This window comes from Streptomyces sp. NPDC046303 (assembly GCF_055588085.1).
Window position 1 is genome coordinate 179,972 of record NZ_JBVJFA010000014.1, and the last position, 18,201, is coordinate 198,172.

15 protein-coding genes and 1 pseudogene are annotated in these 18,201 nt (G+C 75.2%); 2 read left to right on the top strand and 14 right to left on the bottom strand.

From position 1 onward, the window contains the following. Positions 1 to 99 precede the first annotated feature (99 nt). The 14 genes and pseudogenes from ACZ6I1_RS17270 to ACZ6I1_RS17335 all read right to left on the bottom strand — a co-directional run. Positions 100 to 2,484: pseudogene (locus ACZ6I1_RS17270) on the bottom strand (ComEC/Rec2 family competence protein); the annotation flags it as partial. Between the two features lie 32 nt (positions 2,485 to 2,516). Continuing rightward, positions 2,517 to 3,422: a ComEA family DNA-binding protein gene (locus ACZ6I1_RS17275; protein WP_469287936.1), complete on the bottom strand. Its 906-nt coding sequence runs from the start codon at positions 3,420 to 3,422 to the stop codon at positions 2,517 to 2,519. 141 nt (positions 3,423 to 3,563) lie between these two features. Further along, positions 3,564 to 4,409 (bottom strand): DegV family protein, encoded by an 846-nt coding sequence (locus ACZ6I1_RS17280; protein WP_469287938.1) that lies wholly within the window; start codon positions 4,407 to 4,409, stop codon positions 3,564 to 3,566. A gap of 119 nt (positions 4,410 to 4,528) precedes the next feature. After that, the gene (locus tag ACZ6I1_RS17285) at positions 4,529 to 5,239 is read right to left on the bottom strand and encodes a hypothetical protein (protein WP_469287940.1); all 711 of its coding nucleotides are present in this window, start codon (positions 5,237 to 5,239) and stop codon (positions 4,529 to 4,531) included. A gap of 123 nt (positions 5,240 to 5,362) precedes the next feature. Then, positions 5,363 to 8,233, bottom strand: coding sequence for a leucine--tRNA ligase (gene leuS, locus ACZ6I1_RS17290; protein ID WP_469287942.1), 2,871 nt, complete (start codon positions 8,231 to 8,233; stop codon positions 5,363 to 5,365). A gap of 257 nt (positions 8,234 to 8,490) precedes the next feature. Continuing rightward, positions 8,491 to 9,939: a cysteine--tRNA ligase gene (gene cysS, locus ACZ6I1_RS17295; protein WP_469287944.1), complete on the bottom strand. Its 1,449-nt coding sequence runs from the start codon at positions 9,937 to 9,939 to the stop codon at positions 8,491 to 8,493. A 14-nt stretch (positions 9,940 to 9,953) separates the two neighbouring features. Continuing rightward, positions 9,954 to 10,610, bottom strand: a complete 657-nt coding sequence (locus tag ACZ6I1_RS17300; RefSeq protein WP_469287946.1) for a S26 family signal peptidase — start codon at positions 10,608 to 10,610, stop codon at positions 9,954 to 9,956. Continuing rightward, positions 10,607 to 12,586 carry an ABC transporter ATP-binding protein gene (locus ACZ6I1_RS17305; protein ID WP_469287948.1) on the bottom strand — a complete coding sequence of 660 codons (1,980 nt, stop codon included), beginning with the start codon at positions 12,584 to 12,586 and terminating at the stop codon, positions 10,607 to 10,609. The genes ACZ6I1_RS17300 and ACZ6I1_RS17305 overlap by 4 nt, the downstream gene beginning before the upstream one ends. Then, positions 12,583 to 13,131 carry a TlpA disulfide reductase family protein gene (locus tag ACZ6I1_RS17310; RefSeq protein ID WP_469287950.1) on the bottom strand — a complete coding sequence of 183 codons (549 nt, stop codon included), beginning with the start codon at positions 13,129 to 13,131 and terminating at the stop codon, positions 12,583 to 12,585. The genes ACZ6I1_RS17305 and ACZ6I1_RS17310 overlap by 4 nt, the downstream gene beginning before the upstream one ends. A gap of 50 nt (positions 13,132 to 13,181) precedes the next feature. After that, positions 13,182 to 13,712 (bottom strand): MauE/DoxX family redox-associated membrane protein, encoded by a 531-nt coding sequence (locus ACZ6I1_RS17315; protein ID WP_469287952.1) that lies wholly within the window; start codon positions 13,710 to 13,712, stop codon positions 13,182 to 13,184. An 88-nt stretch (positions 13,713 to 13,800) separates the two neighbouring features. After that, positions 13,801 to 13,995 (bottom strand): hypothetical protein, encoded by a 195-nt coding sequence (locus tag ACZ6I1_RS17320; RefSeq protein WP_469287954.1) that lies wholly within the window; start codon positions 13,993 to 13,995, stop codon positions 13,801 to 13,803. A 98-nt stretch (positions 13,996 to 14,093) separates the two neighbouring features. Continuing rightward, positions 14,094 to 14,909, bottom strand: a complete 816-nt coding sequence (locus tag ACZ6I1_RS17325; protein WP_469287956.1) for a helix-turn-helix domain-containing protein — start codon at positions 14,907 to 14,909, stop codon at positions 14,094 to 14,096. Between the two features lie 52 nt (positions 14,910 to 14,961). Beyond that, positions 14,962 to 15,549 (bottom strand): SDR family oxidoreductase, encoded by a 588-nt coding sequence (locus ACZ6I1_RS17330; RefSeq protein ID WP_469287958.1) that lies wholly within the window; start codon positions 15,547 to 15,549, stop codon positions 14,962 to 14,964. After that, positions 15,542 to 15,790, bottom strand: coding sequence for a hypothetical protein (locus ACZ6I1_RS17335; protein WP_469287960.1), 249 nt, complete (start codon positions 15,788 to 15,790; stop codon positions 15,542 to 15,544). The genes ACZ6I1_RS17330 and ACZ6I1_RS17335 overlap by 8 nt, the downstream gene beginning before the upstream one ends. 268 nt (positions 15,791 to 16,058) lie before the next feature. Here ACZ6I1_RS17335 and ACZ6I1_RS17340 point away from each other — a divergent pair, with 268 nt between their 5' ends. Continuing rightward, positions 16,059 to 16,943, top strand: a complete 885-nt coding sequence (locus ACZ6I1_RS17340) for a helix-turn-helix domain-containing protein (protein ID WP_469287962.1) — start codon at positions 16,059 to 16,061, stop codon at positions 16,941 to 16,943. A 108-nt stretch (positions 16,944 to 17,051) separates the two neighbouring features. Next, a complete protein-coding gene (locus ACZ6I1_RS17345) occupies positions 17,052 to 18,044 on the top strand; it encodes a LuxR family transcriptional regulator (protein WP_469287964.1) in 993 nt (330 codons plus the stop codon). Positions 18,045 to 18,201: the final 157 nt, after the last annotated feature.

Genomic DNA, 18,201 nt, shown 5'->3' on the forward strand with positions numbered 1-18,201 from the left:
GGCGAAGACGCATTCGATCATGCTGTCGGGTTGTGGGCAAACAGAATGACCGTGCCCGGAATGCCCGTGTCGCCCCCGCCGCCGGACGGCCGGAAACACCCGCATCCCCGGGCCGGTGCCGGACACGGCGATCGACCCGTCGGTGTCGGTGCGCAGGACGGCCGCCCCCGAAGCCCGCAGCCGGGCGAGCGTACCGGGTGCGGGATGTCCGTAGCGATTGGCCGCGCCGACCGGGACGACGGCGAGCCGGGGCCGGATCCGCTCGTACAGCCCCGGGTCCTGGTGCGCGGAGCCGTGGTGCGCGACCTTGACCACATCGACCGGGCCCAGCTGCGGATGGTCCCTCAAGAGGCCCTGCTGCGCGCGCGGTTCCAGGTCGCCGAGCAGGAGCACGGTCAGCCCCGCACCCCGGACCAGCAGGGCGACGCTCGCGTCGTTGGGCCCCTCGGGCGCCGGCCCGGCCGCCGGCGGCCACAGCACCTGCCATTCCAGCGGTCCGGCCCGGCGCCGCTCCCCCGCCACGGCCCGTACGACGGGTACGCCCGCGGCGGCCGCGGTCCGGTGGACGAACCGCGCGCTGCCCGGCGGCTCTTCCAGCGCGGTGGTCTGAATCACACCCACCGAACGCCCCCGCAGCACCCCGGACAGGCCTCCCACGTGGTCGGCGTGAAAGTGCGTCAGCAGCAGCATCGTCACGCGCCGCACGCCCAGCGCGCGCAGGCAGGCGTCCACCGGACCGGGTTCCGGCCCGGCGTCCACCACCAGGGCCTCGCCCGGGCCGACGGCGAGCACCGCGGCGTCCCCCTGCCCCACGGCGCACTGCACGTAGCTCCAGTCGGGCGGAGGCCAGCCGGTGAGCGTACGGGTGAGCTGCGGCGGCCGCAGCACGGCCAGGAGCAGCAGTACCGCCAGCGCCGGACAGACCCACCGCCGCCTGCCGAGCCGGGCGCCGAGCAGTACGAGGGCCATGGTGGCGGCGGCCAGCAGCAGCCCGCCGGTGAGCCCGCCCGGCCAGGCCAGCTCCGCCCCCGGCAGCCGCGCCCCGGTGCGGGCCACCGCCGCGATCCATCCGGCGGGGACCCCCGCGCACCAGGCGAGCACCCGCGCGGCGGCCATCCACACCGGGGCCGCGGCGAGGGCCGCGAAGCCGAGCACCGTCGCCGGACCGGCCGCCAGCTCGGCCAGCAGGTTGCAGGGCACGGCCACGAGGCTGACCCGGGCGGAGAGCACCGCGACCACGGGCGCACACACCGCCTGGGCGGCCGCGGCGGCCCCCAGCGCCTCGGCGAACCGCGGCCGCATCCCCCGCCGCTGCAGGGCCGCGCTCCACCGGGGCGCGAGGGTGAGCAGGGCGCCCGTGGCCAGCACGGACAGCAGGAATCCGTAACTGCGGGCCAGCCAGGGGTCGTAGAGCACCAGCAGCAGTACGGCGGCGGCCAGGGCCGGGATCAGGGACCTGCGCCGCCCGGTGGCCAGGGCCAGCAGGGTGACCGCCCCGCAGGCCGCGGCCCGCAGCACGCTCGGCTCCGGCCGGCACACCACCACGAACGCCAGCGTCAGGGCCGCCCCGCACAGGGCGGTGGCCCGCAGCGACAGCCCGAGCCGGGGCGCCAGCCCGCGCCGCTCGGCCTGTTGCGCACGGGCCGGGGGCCCGATGAGCAGGAACAGCACCACGGTCAGGTTGGACCCGGACACGGCCAGCAGGTGCAGCAGGTCGGTGGCCTTGAACGCCGCGTGCAGATCGGGCGGCACCCTGGACGTGTCCCCGACGACCAGCCCCGGCAGCAGGGCCCTGGCATCCGGCGCGAGCCCTTCGGTGGCCTCGCGCAGCCCGCTCCGCAGCCGCCCGGCGATCCGCTGCGCGGTGTCCGGGCCGCCGGTCACCGCGGGCGGGGTCCCGGCGGAGGGGCGGAGCAGTGCCACGGCCCGCTCGCCGTCCCGCGCCGGGGCCAGCCGGGCGACGACCGCCACCCGGGTGGAGGGCAGCAGCCGAGCCCATCCCGGGTGCCCGGCCAGGACCCGCACCGGGGTCTCGACCCGGGTCCGCGCCCCGTCGGGCCCGGTCACCCCCGTCAGCACCGCGTCCAGCACCACCACCGGCGGCCCGCCCCCGCTCGCGCTCGCGCTCGCGGCGATCCGTGGATCGGACCCGACGGTGAGTTCCGCGAGGACCCGGGCGTGCTCCCGCGCCAGTCCCGCCACGGGTCCGGCCCGCGCCTCGGCCCGCTGGAGCCCGGCCACCCCCGCCCCCGCGCAGGCGCACAGCAGGGCCGCGGCCACGGCGGGGGCGGTCTTCCAGCGGGGCCCGGGGCTGCGGCACCCGGCCAGGAGCAGCAGCCCCGCTGCGGCCACGCCCACGCCGACCCCGGCGGCGGCCGCTCCGGCGGGCGCGTCCAGGGCGAGGGCGGCCGCCGCCCAGGCGGCCAGGGCCGGCGCCACCAGGCGGAGGTCCGCCGGCGCGCTCCGCCCCGCCCCCGCGCCCATCCCCGCGCCCGCCCCCGCGCGCTGACGGCTGTTCACGGCCGCACCAGCGTGCGCAGGTCGGCGAAGCGCCGCTCGCCGATGCCGGTGACCTGCCGGAGCTCCTCCACGGAGCGGAAGCCCCCGCGGGCGGTGCGGAAGTCCACGATGTGCTGCGCGAGCACCGGCCCGACCCCCGGCAGCCCGTCGAGCTGCTCGACGGTGGCCGAGCCGAGGCTGAGGGGGCCGGGGGCCGTGCCGGGCCCGCCCCCGCTGCCGCCCGGCGGGGGCGGCGCGGGGGCGATCCCGACCAGCACCTGCTCGCCGTCCAGCAGCACCCGGGCCCGGTTCAGCCCCGTGGTGTCCGTACCGGGCCGCACACCCCCGGCGGCGGCCAGCGCGTCCTCGACCCGCGAACCGGCGGGCAGTCTCCGCACCCCCGGGTCCCGGACCTTGCCGCCGATGTCGACGACGATCCGCGCGGCGCCTCCCGCCACGGCGGGTGCCGTGGCCGCTGCCGGCGCCGCCGCCGGGGCGATCACCGCGGGTGCGTTCACCGGCCCCGGACGGACGGACCAGAACTGCTGGGCCGCGAAGCCGACCGCGACGGCCAGCACCACCCCGATCGCGGCCACCGTGCGCGGCTCCACCCCGCAGCGGGCTTGGAACCACACCGGCAGCCGCTCCCGCAGGGCGAGCCTGCGCGCGGCAGCGGGAGACAGCCCGGCCGCTTCCTCGGGCGCAGGCCCCGGCTCCGCCTCGGGCGGGGACGGCGGCGGGCTGCTGCCGCCCAGCAGGGCTTCGGCCCGGCGGCGCACGGCCTCCGGTTCCGCGTGCGGGGTCCGGCGGCCAGGGCGGCCGCCCTGGCCGCGGCGGTGTCGCAGACGGCCGTCGGAGAGACGGGACCGGCCCGGGCCGCTGGTGGCGCCCGACGGATGCGAAGTACGCGTTCGAAGAGTCATGCCACGACGGTAGGGCCGCATCCCGACCCTCGTTCGGAGTCCTCAATTCCGGTGGACAGCCGCCCCGTTGTGGATATCCCCGTCACCCGTTCCGGTGCGCTCACCGATCCCCGGCAGGCGCAGCCGGCCGACCCGGCGCACTCAGCGCGGCGAGACGACCGCCGCCAGCAGCCCCGGCCCGGTGTGCGCGCCGATCACCGCACCGACCTCGCTGACGTGCAGTTCGACCAGCCCGGGGATGCGTTCGCGCAGTCGCTGGGCGAGCTTCTCGGCCCGCTCCGGCGCCGCCAGGTGGTGCACCGCGACATCGACGCTGCCCGCCCCGGCGCGCTCCACGGCCAGCTCCTCCAGCCGGGCGATGGCCTTGGAGGCCGTACGCACCTTCTCCAGCATCTCGATCCGCCCGCCGTCCAGGGTCAGCAGCGGCTTCACGGCCAGCGCCGAGCCGAGGAGGGCCTGGGCGGCCCCGATCCGCCCGCCGCGGCGGAGGTAGTCGAGGGTGTCGACGTAGAAGTACGCGGACATGTCCGCGGCCCGCTTCTCGGCGGCGGCCACCGCCTCGTCGACGGAACCGCCCGCCTCGGCGGCCTCGGCGGCGGCGAGCGCGCAGAAGCCGAGGGCCATCGCGACCATGCCGGTGTCCACGACGCGGACGGGTACGGGCGCGGTCCGCGCGGCGACCACGGCGGCGTCGTAGGTGCCGGAGAATTCGGCGGACAGGTGCAGGCTGACGATGCCGGTCGCACCGGCGTCCGCGGCCGCCCGGTAGGCCCGGACGAACTCCTCCGGGCCGGGCCGCGAGGTGGTGACCGAGCGGCGCTTCTGCAGCGCCAGCGCGAGGCTGCGCGCCGAGATCTCGGTGCCCTCCTCCAGGGCCTCGCCGCCGAGTACCACGGTGAGCGGGACGGAGGTGATTCCGTGCCGCGCCATGGCCGGTGGGGGCAGGTAGGCCGTGGAATCGGTGACGATGGCGACATGGCGGGACATGAGCCGGAGGGTACCGCCAGTGGGGGTGGGTCGGCAGCCTGGGCCCCTCGTCGGGGCGTTGGGACCCCGCGGAACCGCCCCCCGGCGCCCCAGGGGTGGTATCCGAGCCGGGTCGGAGCCTACGTCGTGGTCTCCGGCCGCCGCGTCTTCTCCCACGGGTACGGCGTGGCCGGAGCGGCCGGGTTCAGAGCCTGCTGCTGCGACTTCGGCTCCGGCTTCGGCGCCTGCGCCTGCGCCTGCGCAGCGTCCCATGCCGCGGCCGCCTCCGCCAGGTCGTCCACCGGCTCCCGCGACCAGTCCCGCAGCGCCCCGGACTCCATCCGGATCTGCGCCGACAGGTCGGACAGCTCGTCCTCGGCGAAGCGCCGGGCGCGGTCCCGTGCCGCCCACCGCAGCGAGTCCGCCGACTCGATGATCCCGGCCGTGCGCTGCCGCAGCTCCGGAAGCTGCTCGGCGGTGCGCTGCCGGTCCGGCTCCTGCTCCAGCCGCTTGAGCTCCGCGTCCAGTTCCCGGCCGTGCGCGCTCAGCCGCTCGAACAGCCCGAGGGACTCCTTCAGCGAGGCGTCCACCCGGGCCCCCTCGGACAGCGCCTGCTGCGTGGCCCTCATGGACGTCCGCAGGTCCAGCCGCAGCTGCGCCAGCGCACCGGCCACACCGACCTGGCCGAAGCTCTTGGCACGCAGCGCGGTGTCCTCCACCGTGCGCCGGGCCTGGACGACCGTGCGCTCCACACCCCGCTTGGCCGCACCCACCGCCTTGACCGTGAGATACGCGCCGAGGCCGACGACGGCCAGCAACATCAGCGCGAAGATGATCAACGCGGCCTCCATGGTGGCCCCTTTCCCCAGGCGTCAGCTCTTCCCCTCCACCGTAAACGCCACGGGCAGGCCGGGGGTTCCCATCGAACCCCCAACCTGCCCGTACGGGATCTCCCCCATAACCGGGGGACGGCCTCAGATGACGATGTTCACCAGCTTCGGCGCGCGCACGATCACCTTGCGGATCTCGGCGCCGCCCAGGGCCGCGACCACAGCCTCATCGCCGACCGCCAGCCGCTCCAGCTCCGCGTCCGAGATCGTCGGCGGCACCTCCAGGCGCGCCTTGACCTTGCCCTTGACCTGCACCACGCACGTCACGGTCTCGTCCACGACGTACGCCGGGTCGGCGACCGGGAAGTCCTGGTGGACCACCGAGTCGCTGTGGCCCAGGCGGTGCCACAGCTCCTCCGCGATGTGCGGGGCCAGCGGGGCGACCAGCCGTACCAGCGCCTCGGCCACCGTGCGCTCCAGCGGACGGCCCGCCTTCGTCAGGGTGTTGTTCAGCTCGGTGATCTTCGCGATGGCGGTGTTGAAGCGCAGCCCCGCCATGTCCGCGCCGGCCCCGTCGATGGCCTTGTGCAGGGCGCGCAGCGTGTCCTCGCCGGGCTCCCCGTCCACCACGGTGACCTGGCCGGTCTCCTCGTCGACGATGTTGCGCCACAGGCGCTGCAGCAGCCGGTACTGGCCGACCACGGCCCGGGTGTCCCACGGACGCGAGACGTCCAGCGGACCCATCGCCATCTCGTACAGGCGCAGGGTGTCCGCGCCGTACTCCTCGCAGATCTCGTCGGGCGTGACGGCGTTCTTCAGGGACTTGCCCATCTTGCCGTGCTCGCGCTTGACCTGCTTGCCCTGGTGGAAGTACGCCCCGTCGCGCTCCTCGACCTCGGCCGCCGGGACGTACACACCGCGCTCGTCGGTGTAGGCGTACGCCTGGATCATGCCCTGGTTGAACAGCTTGTGGAACGGCTCCGCCGACGACACGTGGCCCAGGTCGAACAGCACCTTCGACCAGAAGCGCGCGTACAGCAGGTGCAGCACCGCGTGCTCGGCGCCGCCCACGTACAGGTCGACACCGCCGTGCGGGGCACCCTCGCGCGGGCCCATCCAGTACTGCTCGATCGCGGGGTCCACCAGCGCCGACGCGTTGGTCGGGTCCAGGTAGCGCAGCTCGTACCAGCAGGAACCCGCCCAGTTGGGCATGGTGTTGGTCTCGCGGCGGAAGGGGCGCACTCCGCGCCCGTCGCCCAGGTCCAGCTCGACGTTGACCCACGCCTCGTTGCGGGACAGCGGGGTCTCCGGCTTGGAGGCGGCGTCGTCCGGCTCGAAGGTGCGCGGCGAGTAGTCCTCGACCTCCGGCAGCTCCAGCGGCAGCATCGACTCGGGCAGCGGGTGCGCGACGCCGTCCTCGTCGTAGACGATCGGGAAGGGCTCGCCCCAGTAGCGCTGGCGGCTGAACAGCCAGTCGCGCAGCCGGAAGTTGACCGTGCCCTCGCCGATCCCGCGCCCGGCCAGCCATGCGGTGATCGCGGCCTTGGCCTCGACCACGCCCAGGCCGTCCAGCGCGATGCCCTCGCCCGTGGAGTTGATCAGCTCGGCCTCGTGGGAGACGAAGGCGTCGTCCCACTCGGCCGGGTCGGTGCCGCGGCCGTCGGTCGGCTTCACGACGCAGCGCATCGGCAGCTCGAAGGCACGCGCGAACTCGAAGTCGCGGCCGTCGTGCGCCGGAACGGCCATGATCGCGCCGGTGCCGTAGCCCATCAGCACGTAGTCGGCGATGAAGACCGGGACCTTCTCGCCGCTGACCGGGTTGATGGCGTACTCGCCGGTGAAGACGCCGGTCTTGTCCTTGGCCTCGGCCTGGCGTTCGACGTCGGACTTCGAGGCGGCCTGCTTGCGGTACGCGGTGACGGCCTCGGCCGGGGTGGCGTGTCCGCCGGTCCACACGTCGTGGGTGCCCTCGGGCCAGGCGGCCGGAATGAACTTCTCCACCAGCGGGTGCTCGGGCGCCAGCACCATGTAGGTGGCGCCGAACAGGGTGTCCGGACGGGTGGTGAAGACGGTGATCGCCTCGTCGCCCAGCGGGAAGTCGACGCGGGCGCCCTCGCTGCGGCCGATCCAGTTCCGCTGCTGCAGCTTGATGGCCTCGGGCCAGTCCAGCGCGTCCAGGTCGTCCAGCAGCCGGTCCGCGTAGGCGGTGATCCGCATGTTCCACTGGCTCAGCTTGGCCTTGAAGACCGGGAAGTTGCCGCGCTCGGACCGGCCGTCCGCGGTGACCTCCTCGTTGGCCAGTACGGTGCCCAGGCCGGGGCACCAGTTGACGGGCGCGTCCGAGGCGTACGCCAGCCGGTACTCGTTCAGTACGTCGGCCCGCTCGCCCGCGGTCAGCGCCGCCCAGGCGCGGCCGCCGGGAACCTCACGGGAGCCGCTCTCGAACGCGGCGACCAGCTCGGAGATCGGCCGGGCCTTCTTCGCGTCCGCGTCGTACCAGGAGTTGTAGATCTGCAGGAAGATCCACTGGGTCCACTTGTAGTAGTCCGGGTCGATCGTGGCGAAGGACCGGCGCTTGTCGTGGCCCAGGCCCAGCCGGCGCAGCTGGACCTTCATGTTCTCGATGTTCGCCTCGGTCGACACGCGCGGGTGCGTGCCGGTCTGCACGGCGTACTGCTCGGCCGGCAGGCCGAAGGCGTCGAAGCCCAGGGTGTGCAGGACGTTGTGCCCGGTCATGCGCTGGTGGCGCGCGAAGACGTCGGTGGCGATGTACCCGAGCGGGTGGCCGACGTGCAGCCCCGCGCCGGACGGGTACGGGAACATGTCCATGATGAACTTCTTGGGCCGCGCGACCACGGCGGGGTCGCCCGCCAGGTCACCGGTCGGGTTCGGGGCCTCGTACGTGCCCTGCGCGTCCCAGACGTCCTGCCAGCGTGCCTCGATGTCGGCGGCCATGGCGGCCGTGTAACGGTGCCCCTCGGCCGCCTCGGGGGCCGGGGTGTTCGTCTCGCTCATGATTCCTGAAGCTCCATCGATCGTCTCTGCCGTCTCTGCCTGCCCAAACGAAAAAACCCCTCGCACAGGAGGGGGCGCCGCGCCGATGCCGACCGTCTCGGAGGGTCGGTACTGATCAGCGCGGCTCGGTAAGCAGAAGGCGTACGGCACGCATGGCGTCAGAGTACCGCAGCGGCCGCAGCCGCCGCCCGGGCCGTCCGCGGCGCGGACGGCGCGGCCCGGACGGCGTGGACGGCCCCGACCTCGGCGGCCGGCGCTCAGCGGCGGGCGCCCAGGGCCCAGCGCGGCCCCGCGGGCGTGTCCTCCAGCTCCACACCGGCCGCCGCGAGCCGGTCCCTGATGCGGTCCGCCGCCGCGAAGTCGCGCGCCGCGCGGGCCAGCCGCCGCTCGTCCAGGGCCAGCTCGACCAGCGCGCCGACCGTGTCGGCCCGGCCGGACCCGGCCGCGGAGCCGTCCGTGTCCCGGCCCGCCGCCCAGTGCGGGTCGAGCGGGTCGAGGCCGAGGACCCCGAGCATGGCCCGTACCTCCCCCAGCAGGCGGACGGCCTGCTCCTTGTCGTCGGCGGCGAGGGCCGCGTTGCCCTCCCGTACCCGCTGGTGCACCACGGCGGTGGCCTGCGGCACGCCGAGGTCGTCGTCAAGGGCGGCGCTGAACGCCCCCGGCAGCGCGGACGGCCGCGCCCCCTCCCCCTCCTGCGCGAGCGCTCCGGCGTACTCGTGCGCCCGCAGCACGAACTGCTCGATCCGGCCGTAGGCGCTCGCCGCCTCGTCCAGCGCGGCCTGGCCGTATTCGATCGCCGAGCGGTAGTGCGGGGTGCCGAGGTAGTAGCGGAGCACGGCCGGACGGCAGCGGGTGAGGACGTTCGCGACGAGCAGCGAGTTGCCCAGCGACTTGGACATCTTCTCGCCGCCCATGGTCACCCAGGAGTTGTGCATCCAGTAGCGGGCGAATCCGCAGCCCGCGGCCGCGGACTGCGCGCGTTCGTTCTCGTGGTGCGGGAAGAGCAGGTCGATGCCGCCGCCGTGGATGTCGAAGGTGTCGCCCAGGTACCGGCGGGCCATCGCCGAGCACTCCAGGTGCCAGCCGGGCCGGCCGGGCCCCCAGGGCGTGTCCCACGACGGCTCGCCGGGCTTGGCCCCCTTCCACAGGGCGAAGTCGCGCGGGTCCCGTTTGGCGTCGCCGCCGCCCGCCACCCGGCCGCCGGCCCCGGCCCGGGCGGCGTCCTCGCCGACCCGACCCGACAGCACCCCGTAGTCCGCCTGCGAACCGACCGAGAACAGCACGTCGCCGCCCGCCGCGTAGGCGTGGCCCCGCCCCACGAGCTCGTGCATCAGGGCGGTCATCTCGGGCACGTGCCCGGTGGCGCGGGGCTCGACCGTGGGCGGCAGGCAGCCGAGGGCCTGGTAGGCGGCGGTGAAGGCCCGCTCGTTGCGCTGCGCCAGCGCCCAGTACGGGATCCCCTCCGCGGCGGCCTTGGCGAGGATCTTGTCGTCGATGTCGGTGACGTTGCGGCAGAGGGTGACCCGGTGGCCGGTGTGCGCCAGCCAGCGCGCCAGGATGTCGAAGTTGACCCCCGAACGGACGTGCCCGATGTGCGGCGGCCCCTGCACGGTCGCCCCGCAGACGTACAGGGAGGCCTCGCCGGGACGCACCGGGACGAACGCCCGCACGGTCCGGGTACCGGTGTCGAAGAGTCTCAGTGCCATGGCTGCTCACTCCTTCACGTCGTTGACCTGTGGGGGGCCTTGCGGGGTGCGGGCAGGTGGCGCAGGACGCGCCCCAGGACCCGGTCGGCCGGGAAGTAGCCCAGTTCCCGCGAGTCGAGGCTGACCGGCCGGTTGTCACCGAGCAGGACCAGGCGCCCGTCCGGGACCCGGCTGCCGGGCGCACGGGCCAGGGCCGGGACGCCGACGCGCGGGATCTGCTCGCCGGGGACGGCGGCGACCCGTTTGATGAGCAGGCCGTGCTCACCGCGCCGGGCGGCGCCGGGGTGTTCGGCGACGACGACCTCCCCGGTCCGGGGCGGGCCGCCGCGCCGCACGAGCACCCGGTCCCCGTCGCGGTAGGCCGGCTCCATGCTGGGGCCGCGCACGGTGACCACGACGAACCGCAGGCTCAGCGCCCACCACAGGGCCGCGGCGGCGAGCACCGCGACCGCGCCCGTACGGCTCCCCGCGCCGCCGGTGACCAGCGCGGCGGCCCCGGCTCCGGCCGCCCCCGCCGCGAGTGCCAGGCCCCCGGCCCCGCGGCCGCGGCGCCGGGCCGCCCGCCCCGCCCCCGTGGCGGGGCCCACGGTGCCGGACCCCGCCAGCTCGGGCCCGTACGGCCGCTCGGGCGGCCCTGGCAGGGGGTCACCGGGCAGCACCCGCCCGCTCATCGGACCGGCTCCTTCCGCGGCGCGGAGTCCGGGGCCGAGTCCGGGGCTGGGTCCGGGGCCGCGTCCGGGGCCGCGTCCGGGGCCGTCCGGTAGCCCTCCGCCTGGAGGGTGAAGAGCCGGGCGTACTCCCCTTCGGCGCCGAGCAGTTCGCCGTGCGTGCCTTCTTCCGCGATCCGGCCGTCCGCCAGCACCACGATCCGGTCGGCGGCCCGCAGCGTGCCCAGCCGGTGCGAGATCAGCAGGCTGGTGCGCCCGGCCCGGTGCGCGACGAGCGAGCTGTGCACCTCGTGCTCGGCGGCCGCGTCCAGGCCCGAGGAGGGCTCGTCCAGGATCATCAGGTCCCGCCGGTGCCGCAGCAGGGCCCGCGCCAGGGCGAGCCGCTGCCACTGGCCGCCGGAGAGGACGACGCCGAGGTCCGGGTCGTCCTTGTCGGACTCCATGAAGTAGGTGCGGGTCAGCAGGGTGTCGTAGCCGCGCGGCAGCTCCGCGAGCCTGCGGTGGATGCCCGCCCGGTCGGCGGCGGCCCGGATGCGGTCCGGGTCGTCGAGGGCGGCGAGCTCGCCGAGGGCGATGTTCTCGGCGGCGGTCAGCTCGTACTCCATGTAGTCCTGGAAGACCACGCTGATCCGCTCGCGCAGCGCCTCGGGGGCGGCGTCCCGCAGGTCCACGCCGTCCCACAGGATCGCCCCGCGCGTCGGGTCGTAGAACCGGCACAGCAGCTTGACCAGGGTGGACTTGCCGGCGCCGTTGAGGCCGACCACGCCGAGCGTCGCGCCGTGCGGGATGTGGAGGGTGACACCGCGCAGCACCCACGGCTGGTCGGGCCCGTAGCGGAACCAGACGTCCCGCAGCTCGATCCCGCGCCGCAACTCGGGCAGCGGGACGGGCCGGCGCGGTACGGGCAGGTCGGAGGGGGTGCCGAGGACGGTGAGGAAGTGCTCGAAGGAGCGCAGCGCCTGGTGGGCGCGGGCCAGATCGGCCGCGAGGGAGACCAGGGCCCCCTGGATGCCCGCGACCGCCGCCACGAAGATCATCACGTCGCCGACGGTGAGGCCCCCGGTCCGGGCCTGGCCCACGGCCCACACCAGGCCGCCGCCCGACATCAGCGCGGCGAGCAGGGCCAGTCCGGCCTGGACGAGGACCTCGCGCCGGTCGACGGCGGCGCGCCCCCGGTCGGAGGCCCGCCGCTCGGCGGCCATCCGGCCGCGCAGGAAGGGGCCGAGTCCGAAGAGGCGTACCTCCTTGGCCGCTTGGACGGAGGTGAGCAGCTCGGCGTAGAAGGCCTCGCGCCGCTCGGCGGGGCTGACGGTCCACAGGGTGTGGGCGCGGCGCCGGGACAGGTCGAGTTCGGCGAGGAGCATCGGCAGGCCGGACAGCAGCACCAGCACGGTCATCAGCGGGCTCAGCAGGAGCAGCGTGCCGAGCAGTCCGGCGCCGGTGATCAGCGAGCGGACCAGGCCGAGCACGGCGTCGACGGTCTGGTTGGGGGCGACCCGGCTGGCCTGCTGGGACAGCCGCAGCCGGTCCAGGAACGCGGGATCCTCGAAGTGCCGCAGCCCCGTGAACCGCTCGACGGCGGTGAACAGCCGCTCCATGGCGAGCAGTCCGGCCCGGCGGTCGAGCTGGGCCCGCAGGTACTGCGCGACCTGGGGGAAGACGGCGGCGAGCACCCCGGTCGCGGCGAGCAGCGCGGCCGGGGCCAGCAGGCCGCCGGCCGCCGGTCCCCCGGCGATCCGGTCGACGACCGCCTTGGTGAACCAGGCGGCTGCCACGGGCAGCGTCCCGGCGGCGAGGGTGAGGACGACGTAGCCCGCGAGGACCCAGGGGGCGGCGGCGACGGCCAGCGCGGCGGCCTCGTAGAGGCGCCTGCTGCGCGAGGGGGTGACGGCGGGCTCGCGTCCGGCGGCCCGGCCGGTGTGCGGGGAGCGGCCGCCGCGCCCCGCTTGCCGGCGCTCCCGGCGCTCCCGCCCGCTCATGCCGCGATCGGGAGGCCGGCGGTCAGCTCGACCTGGTTGTCCCGGACGACGACCCGGCCGTCGGGTTCCCGGCCGACGAGCAGCAGGGTGGGGTAGGACTTGGCCTGGAAGGCCGCGCCGACCTCGCCGTTGTAGTCCTCGCGGACGACCCGGGCGACGGGGCGCAGGGCTTCGGCGAAGCGGCCGCCGCCCTCGGCCCCGCCCGCGATGACGGCGAGCACCTGGCGCGGTCCGCCAGGGAAGTGCCGGGCGTACTCGGTGAACAGGGGCAGCTTCTCCTTGCACGGGGTGCAGTTCGGGGAGAAGAAGGCCACGAGGGTGTCGCCGTCGAGGTCGGCCAGGGTGAGTTCCTCGTCGTCGGCGCTGGTCACGGAGAAGTTCCCCACCTCCGCGCCGATGTCGAGGCCGGCCGGGGCCTCCGCGTTCACCTTGGCGGAGATCAGGTTGGCGTGGTCCCGCAGGCGCTTGATCACGCCGACGGTGAGCAGCAGGTCGAGGGCGGCGAGCAGCCCGACCAGGGCCACTGCGGTGATCAGGAGGGACATGGCAGCTCCGTAACGGGTCATGGGGTGCGTGGGCGGGGCCGGGCGGACCGTCAGGCCGCGGCCGGCCGCAGGAGGTAGAGCAGGTCGTCGAGCCGCGCCACGAGGGCGCTGAGCAGCAGTCCGGCGAAGACGGCGGCCAGCACCCCGCCCGGGTGCGCGGGTCCGGCGGACGTGGCTGCCACCGCGCCGGCGGTCGCACCGGCGGCGAGGAGCAGGTTGCGTACGAGGTGCCGGGGGCCGAGCGGGGCGGCCGAGGCGCCGAAGCACCGGCAGGGGGTGCGGGATCCCCGGCGCAGGGACAGGGCGATGGCCGCGGCGAAGGCCGTCAGGAGGACGGCCGCGAGGGCGAGCCCGGTCCGGTGGGCGAGGGGCTGGGGCAGGGCGAGGAGGGGCACGATCGCCGCCTCGCCCGATACGACGAGCAGGGCGGCCGGCCGTGTCACGGTGCGGGAGAGCGGAAGCAGCTCCCGCACCGAGACGACGAATGCGGCGTAGGCGCCGCGGCCGGCGGTCTTTCCCAGGACGGAGACCAGAAATACCGCCCCGATCAGGCAACGCATTCCGATGGCCAGGTACAGCATTGGTTCACCACCTGTGGGGTCACCCGGGGGCGGAATTTCATCCGGCCGTATTCACTGCTGCTGCACTACCGCAGGAATTCAGCGGCAGTCAGCGGCAGTCGATGTACTGGCAGTTCTTGCCGCTGCTGTCGCAGCAGGCCTCGCACGGGCGGCCGGCGCACTGCCAGCAGGCGCTGTAGTAGCGGACGTAGCAGACGGCCGCGGCCGCTTCGGTCTTCGGCGCGATCAGCGCGAGCAGGCTGTCACCGAGGGCTTCGATCTTCTTGAACACGATGTCTCCCATGTGGGTGAGGAATTGGTTTTTCTTCTTCCCGGAGATTCGTTTTCTCTCTCCGTGGTCATTACTTTCGCGGATCGGGATGCTGCGGGTCTTGTAGAAATTCAGCTTCCCGTCGTCGCGAGATATCGGCCAAGCGTGGTGCCGGTCATGGACTTGAATTCACGGCTCAGATGGGACTGGTCGTGAAAGCCGGCGGCCGCGGCGAGCTCCGCGCCCGGCACGCCGCCGCGCAGCAGCCGCAGCGCGTTGCGCAGCCGGATGACGCGGGCGCAGCCCTTGGGGGTCAGGCCGACCTGTTCGCGGAAGCGGCGCTCCAGCTGGCTCTGGCACCAGCCGACCTCGTGGGCCAGCTGGGGGATGGGGGCGCCGCCCGCGCTCGCGTGCAGACCACGCCAGGCCCGTACGACGGGTGGCGCGGGCGGCGGCCCGGCCGTCAGCAGCTCCGCGAGCGTCCGGTCGAGTACGGCGAACCGCGCGGCCGGGCCGGAGGCCTCGGCCAGCCGTTCGCGCAGGGCGGCGGCCCGCGGCCCGATGAGATCGGCGAGGTCGAGCGGGCCGCGGCCCAGCCGGCCGAGCGGGAGGCCTCCGAAGAGGGTGTAGGCGCACCAGGGGGTGAGGGTCACCTCGACTCCGGCGACGGGCCCGCGGTGTTCGACGGCCAGCCCGCTGGTGCGCAGCCCGCAGGCCACGGCGGTGTGGGGGGCGAGCGGCCCGGAGCCGTCGGGCGGGCCCAGCAGCAGCTCGCCCTCGGTCAGCAGGAGCAGGCTCACGGCGCCCGCGGGCACCTCCAGGTGCCGGCAGGGCGGGCCCTGGGCGCGCCGGAAGCCCCGGTAGCGCAGGACTCCGGGGCGGAGCGAGCCGTCGGGCTCGGCGTCGACCGATGCGCCGGGCGTGCGGGGACAGGCGGAAACGTCCACCGGGCTTCCTCCTCGGGAGGCCGTGGATGAGAAGGGGGATGGGAAGAGGGGCTCAGCGGCGCGGGGCGCGGCCGGCGTCGACCTCGATGGCCTGCCCGGTGATGCCCTGGGCGAGCGGTGACAGCAGCAGGGTGGCGCCCGCCGCCAGGTCCTCGGCCGTGGCGCGCGGGCCCGGCGTGAGGAGGTTCACGGTGATGCCGTGGTCGCGCGGAGCGTCGGCCCACTGGCGGACCTCCGCGGCGAGCCGCGGTGAGCCGGTGACCACGATGCGGCCGGCCCGGCCGCCGCGGGCCATGGCTCGGGCGGTTTCGGCGACGAGGTCGCCCGCGGGCACCGCGGCCTCCGCGTCGACGGCGAGGGCGTCGATCCGCTGGAGGTCGTCCAGGACGGCGGCGACGAGGCGCCGGGGGCCGCTGCCGGCGCCGGGGCCTATCAGGTAGGGCAGGGCGGTGGCGGTGCCCGGCGCCTCGTCGCGGCCCAACTCGGCGCATATTTCGCTGACTTCGAGGATCGACGGGCCGGCGACGGCCAGCCGGGCGCCGTCCGCGGCCAGGGCCCGGCAGAGCGGCGCGCCGAGGGCGTGGGAGCGGGTGACCACCAGGGCGACGCGGCCGTTCGGTGCGCGGAAGGGCTCAGGCATGCGCGGCGGCGCCCGGCGCGGGGACGGGCTTCGGCGCGACGTTCCAGATGAAGTCGTCGGTGCCCGTACCCGTACCCGTACCGGGACCGGCGCCGGGGTCCGTGCCGTCGGCGAGGTCGACGACGGTGGACGCGCCGCCCGCCGCCGGGCCTTCGGCGTAGGCGTGCAGTGGCACGAGGACCGCTGCGGCGAGCGCTGCGGTGGCGGCACATCGTCCGGCGAATGACGTGATGCTGGGCATGGGTCCCCCTGGGATGTCCGGTGGTCGGCGCGGTCGCACGCCGTTCCGGGCGGCTGCCCGGCGTGTTCCCAGAACAGCACCCGGCGGCGGCCGCCCCAAGGCCCGCCGGGCTGCAGCCGGATGCATGACACAAAGCTGCCAAGCCCGCCGCGCACGGCTGGTTGTCGGAAAACCGGCTGGTGGGCGGCGCGACCGGGGATGAGGCTGGGCTCCTGCGTACGGGGACCGGGAGCGGCCGTCCGCGGCCGCGTGCGAAGGGGGAGAGCAGATGCGGATACGTGCGTGTCCGGCGGGCACCTGGGAGTTCGCGGAGCGGTTGCCCCACCCGGCACTGCGGCCGGGCGTCCTGGCGTACCGCGGATTCCGGCTCGCCCTCGGCCGGCCGCGCCGTCGGCTGGAGATCCCCTGTGCGGCGGTGACCGTCGTACTGAACCTGGGGCGGCGCCCCCTGCGGGTCCGGTGCGCGACGACCGGCCAGACCCTGGTGCACAGCGCCGCCCCGCTCGTGTCCGGGCTGGTGTCCCGCCCCACCCTCGGCGAGCACGACGGCGAACTGCACGGCATCGAGGTGACCCTGCGCCCCTGGGCCGCGTTCCGGCTCTTCGGCGTCGACATGCACGAGCTGGGCAACACGGTCAGCGAGACCTCCGCACTGACCGGGCCCCGCTACCAGGACCTGGGCGACGTCCTGGCCGGTACGCCCGGCTGGCCGGACCGGTTCCGGATCCTCGACGCGGCCCTGCGGCTGTGGATCCAGGCCGGCCCGGCGCCGTGCACCCGTACCGTGTGGGCGTGGAACCGGCTCGAACGCAGCGGCGGGACCCTGGCCGTGCACACGCTGGCCGCCGAGACCTCGTGGAGCGAACGGCAGTTGGAGCGCCGCTTCCGGGAGCAGATCGGGCTCCCGCCGCGCACGGCCGCCCGGGTGCTCCGGGTGCGCCGGGCCCTCGGCTCCCTGTCGGCCGGGATGCGGCCGGCCGAGGCCGCCGCCCTGGCCGGCTTCTACGACCAGGCCCACCTGAACCGGGACTTCAAGGCGATGACCACCCACTCCCCCTCGCGCTTCCTGGCCCTGCGCGCGTCGGCCCGGCCCGGGCCCGCCGAGGTGGACCGGGTCAGCGGGGAGGTCACCAGCGCCGTACTGACCGGCTGAACCGGGCGTCGGGTTCGTCCAAGACGGCCGGCCCGGCGCCGTGGAACGCTGCGGTGACCTCCCGCACAGCACCCGGACGCGGGACGCCCCCTCGGAAGGGTGACGGGTATGACGGAGCAGTCGGCTCTCGACGCGGATGTCCTCGCGGTCTACCGGGCCGTGCTCCTGCACCGCGAGCAGAGCCCGGACCGGCTGGCCGAGCGGCTGTCGATCTCCGAGCAGCGCGTGCGGGAGTCGCTCGACCGGCTCGTGGAGCTGGCGCTGCTGCGGCCGTCCTGGGACGACCCGAGCGACGTCCGGGCGGTCAGCCCCGATCTGGGCCTGGAGATGATGCTCCAGCGCGAGCAGCAGGAACTGGCCCTGCGCCAGGAACGGGTGGCCCAGACCCGGGCCGCCCTGACCCTGCTCGCCACCGAGTACGTGACGGCCGGCCGGACGGACGCGGCGAGCGGAACCGAGGTCCTGCACGGCAAGGACGAGATCCGTACGCGGCTGGAGACCCTCGCCAGCCGCTGCGACCGCGAGGTGCTCTCGCTCCAGCCGGAGGGCTCGCTCACCCCCGAGGCCATCGAGGCGGGCCGGCCGCTCAACGAGCAGGCGATCCTGCGCGGCGTCCGCTTCCGCAGCATCTACCTGCACGCGATCAGCAAGGACCGGCAGGCGCTCACCTACCTGCGCTGGGCGGGCGAGCACGGCGGTGAGATCCGGCTGGCGCCCACCCTGCCCATGCGCCTGCTCATCGTCGACGGCGTGGAGGCCGTTCTCCCCGGCGATGTGCAGGCCGGGCAGCCGACGGCGCTGCTGGTGCGCAGCGCGCCCGTGGTGCGGGCCCTGCACGCGCTCTTCACGGCGTACTGGAAGAGCTCCGAGACCTTGCAGGCGGTCGTGGAGGCCACCGGTCCGGAGCCGGGCTCCCCCTCCCCGCAGGAGCGGGAGCTGCTGCGCATGCTGGCGGAGGGGGTGACCGACGCCGTGGTGGCCCGCGCCCTGGGGGTCTCGGTGCGGACCCAGCGGCGGATGGTGGCCGACCTCTCGGCCCTGGCCGGGGCGTCCAGCCGGTTCGAGCTCGGGGTGAAGGCCACCCGGCTGGGCTGGATCTGATCCGGCGAACTGACTGCCGGTGCCGGTGCCGCTGCCGCTGCCGCTGCCGCTGCCGGGACAACGAGAAGCGGGCCACCCGATCCGGGTGGCCCGCTTCTTCACTGTGGAGCTAAGGAGAATTGAACTCCTGACCTCCTGCATGCCATGCAGGCGCTCT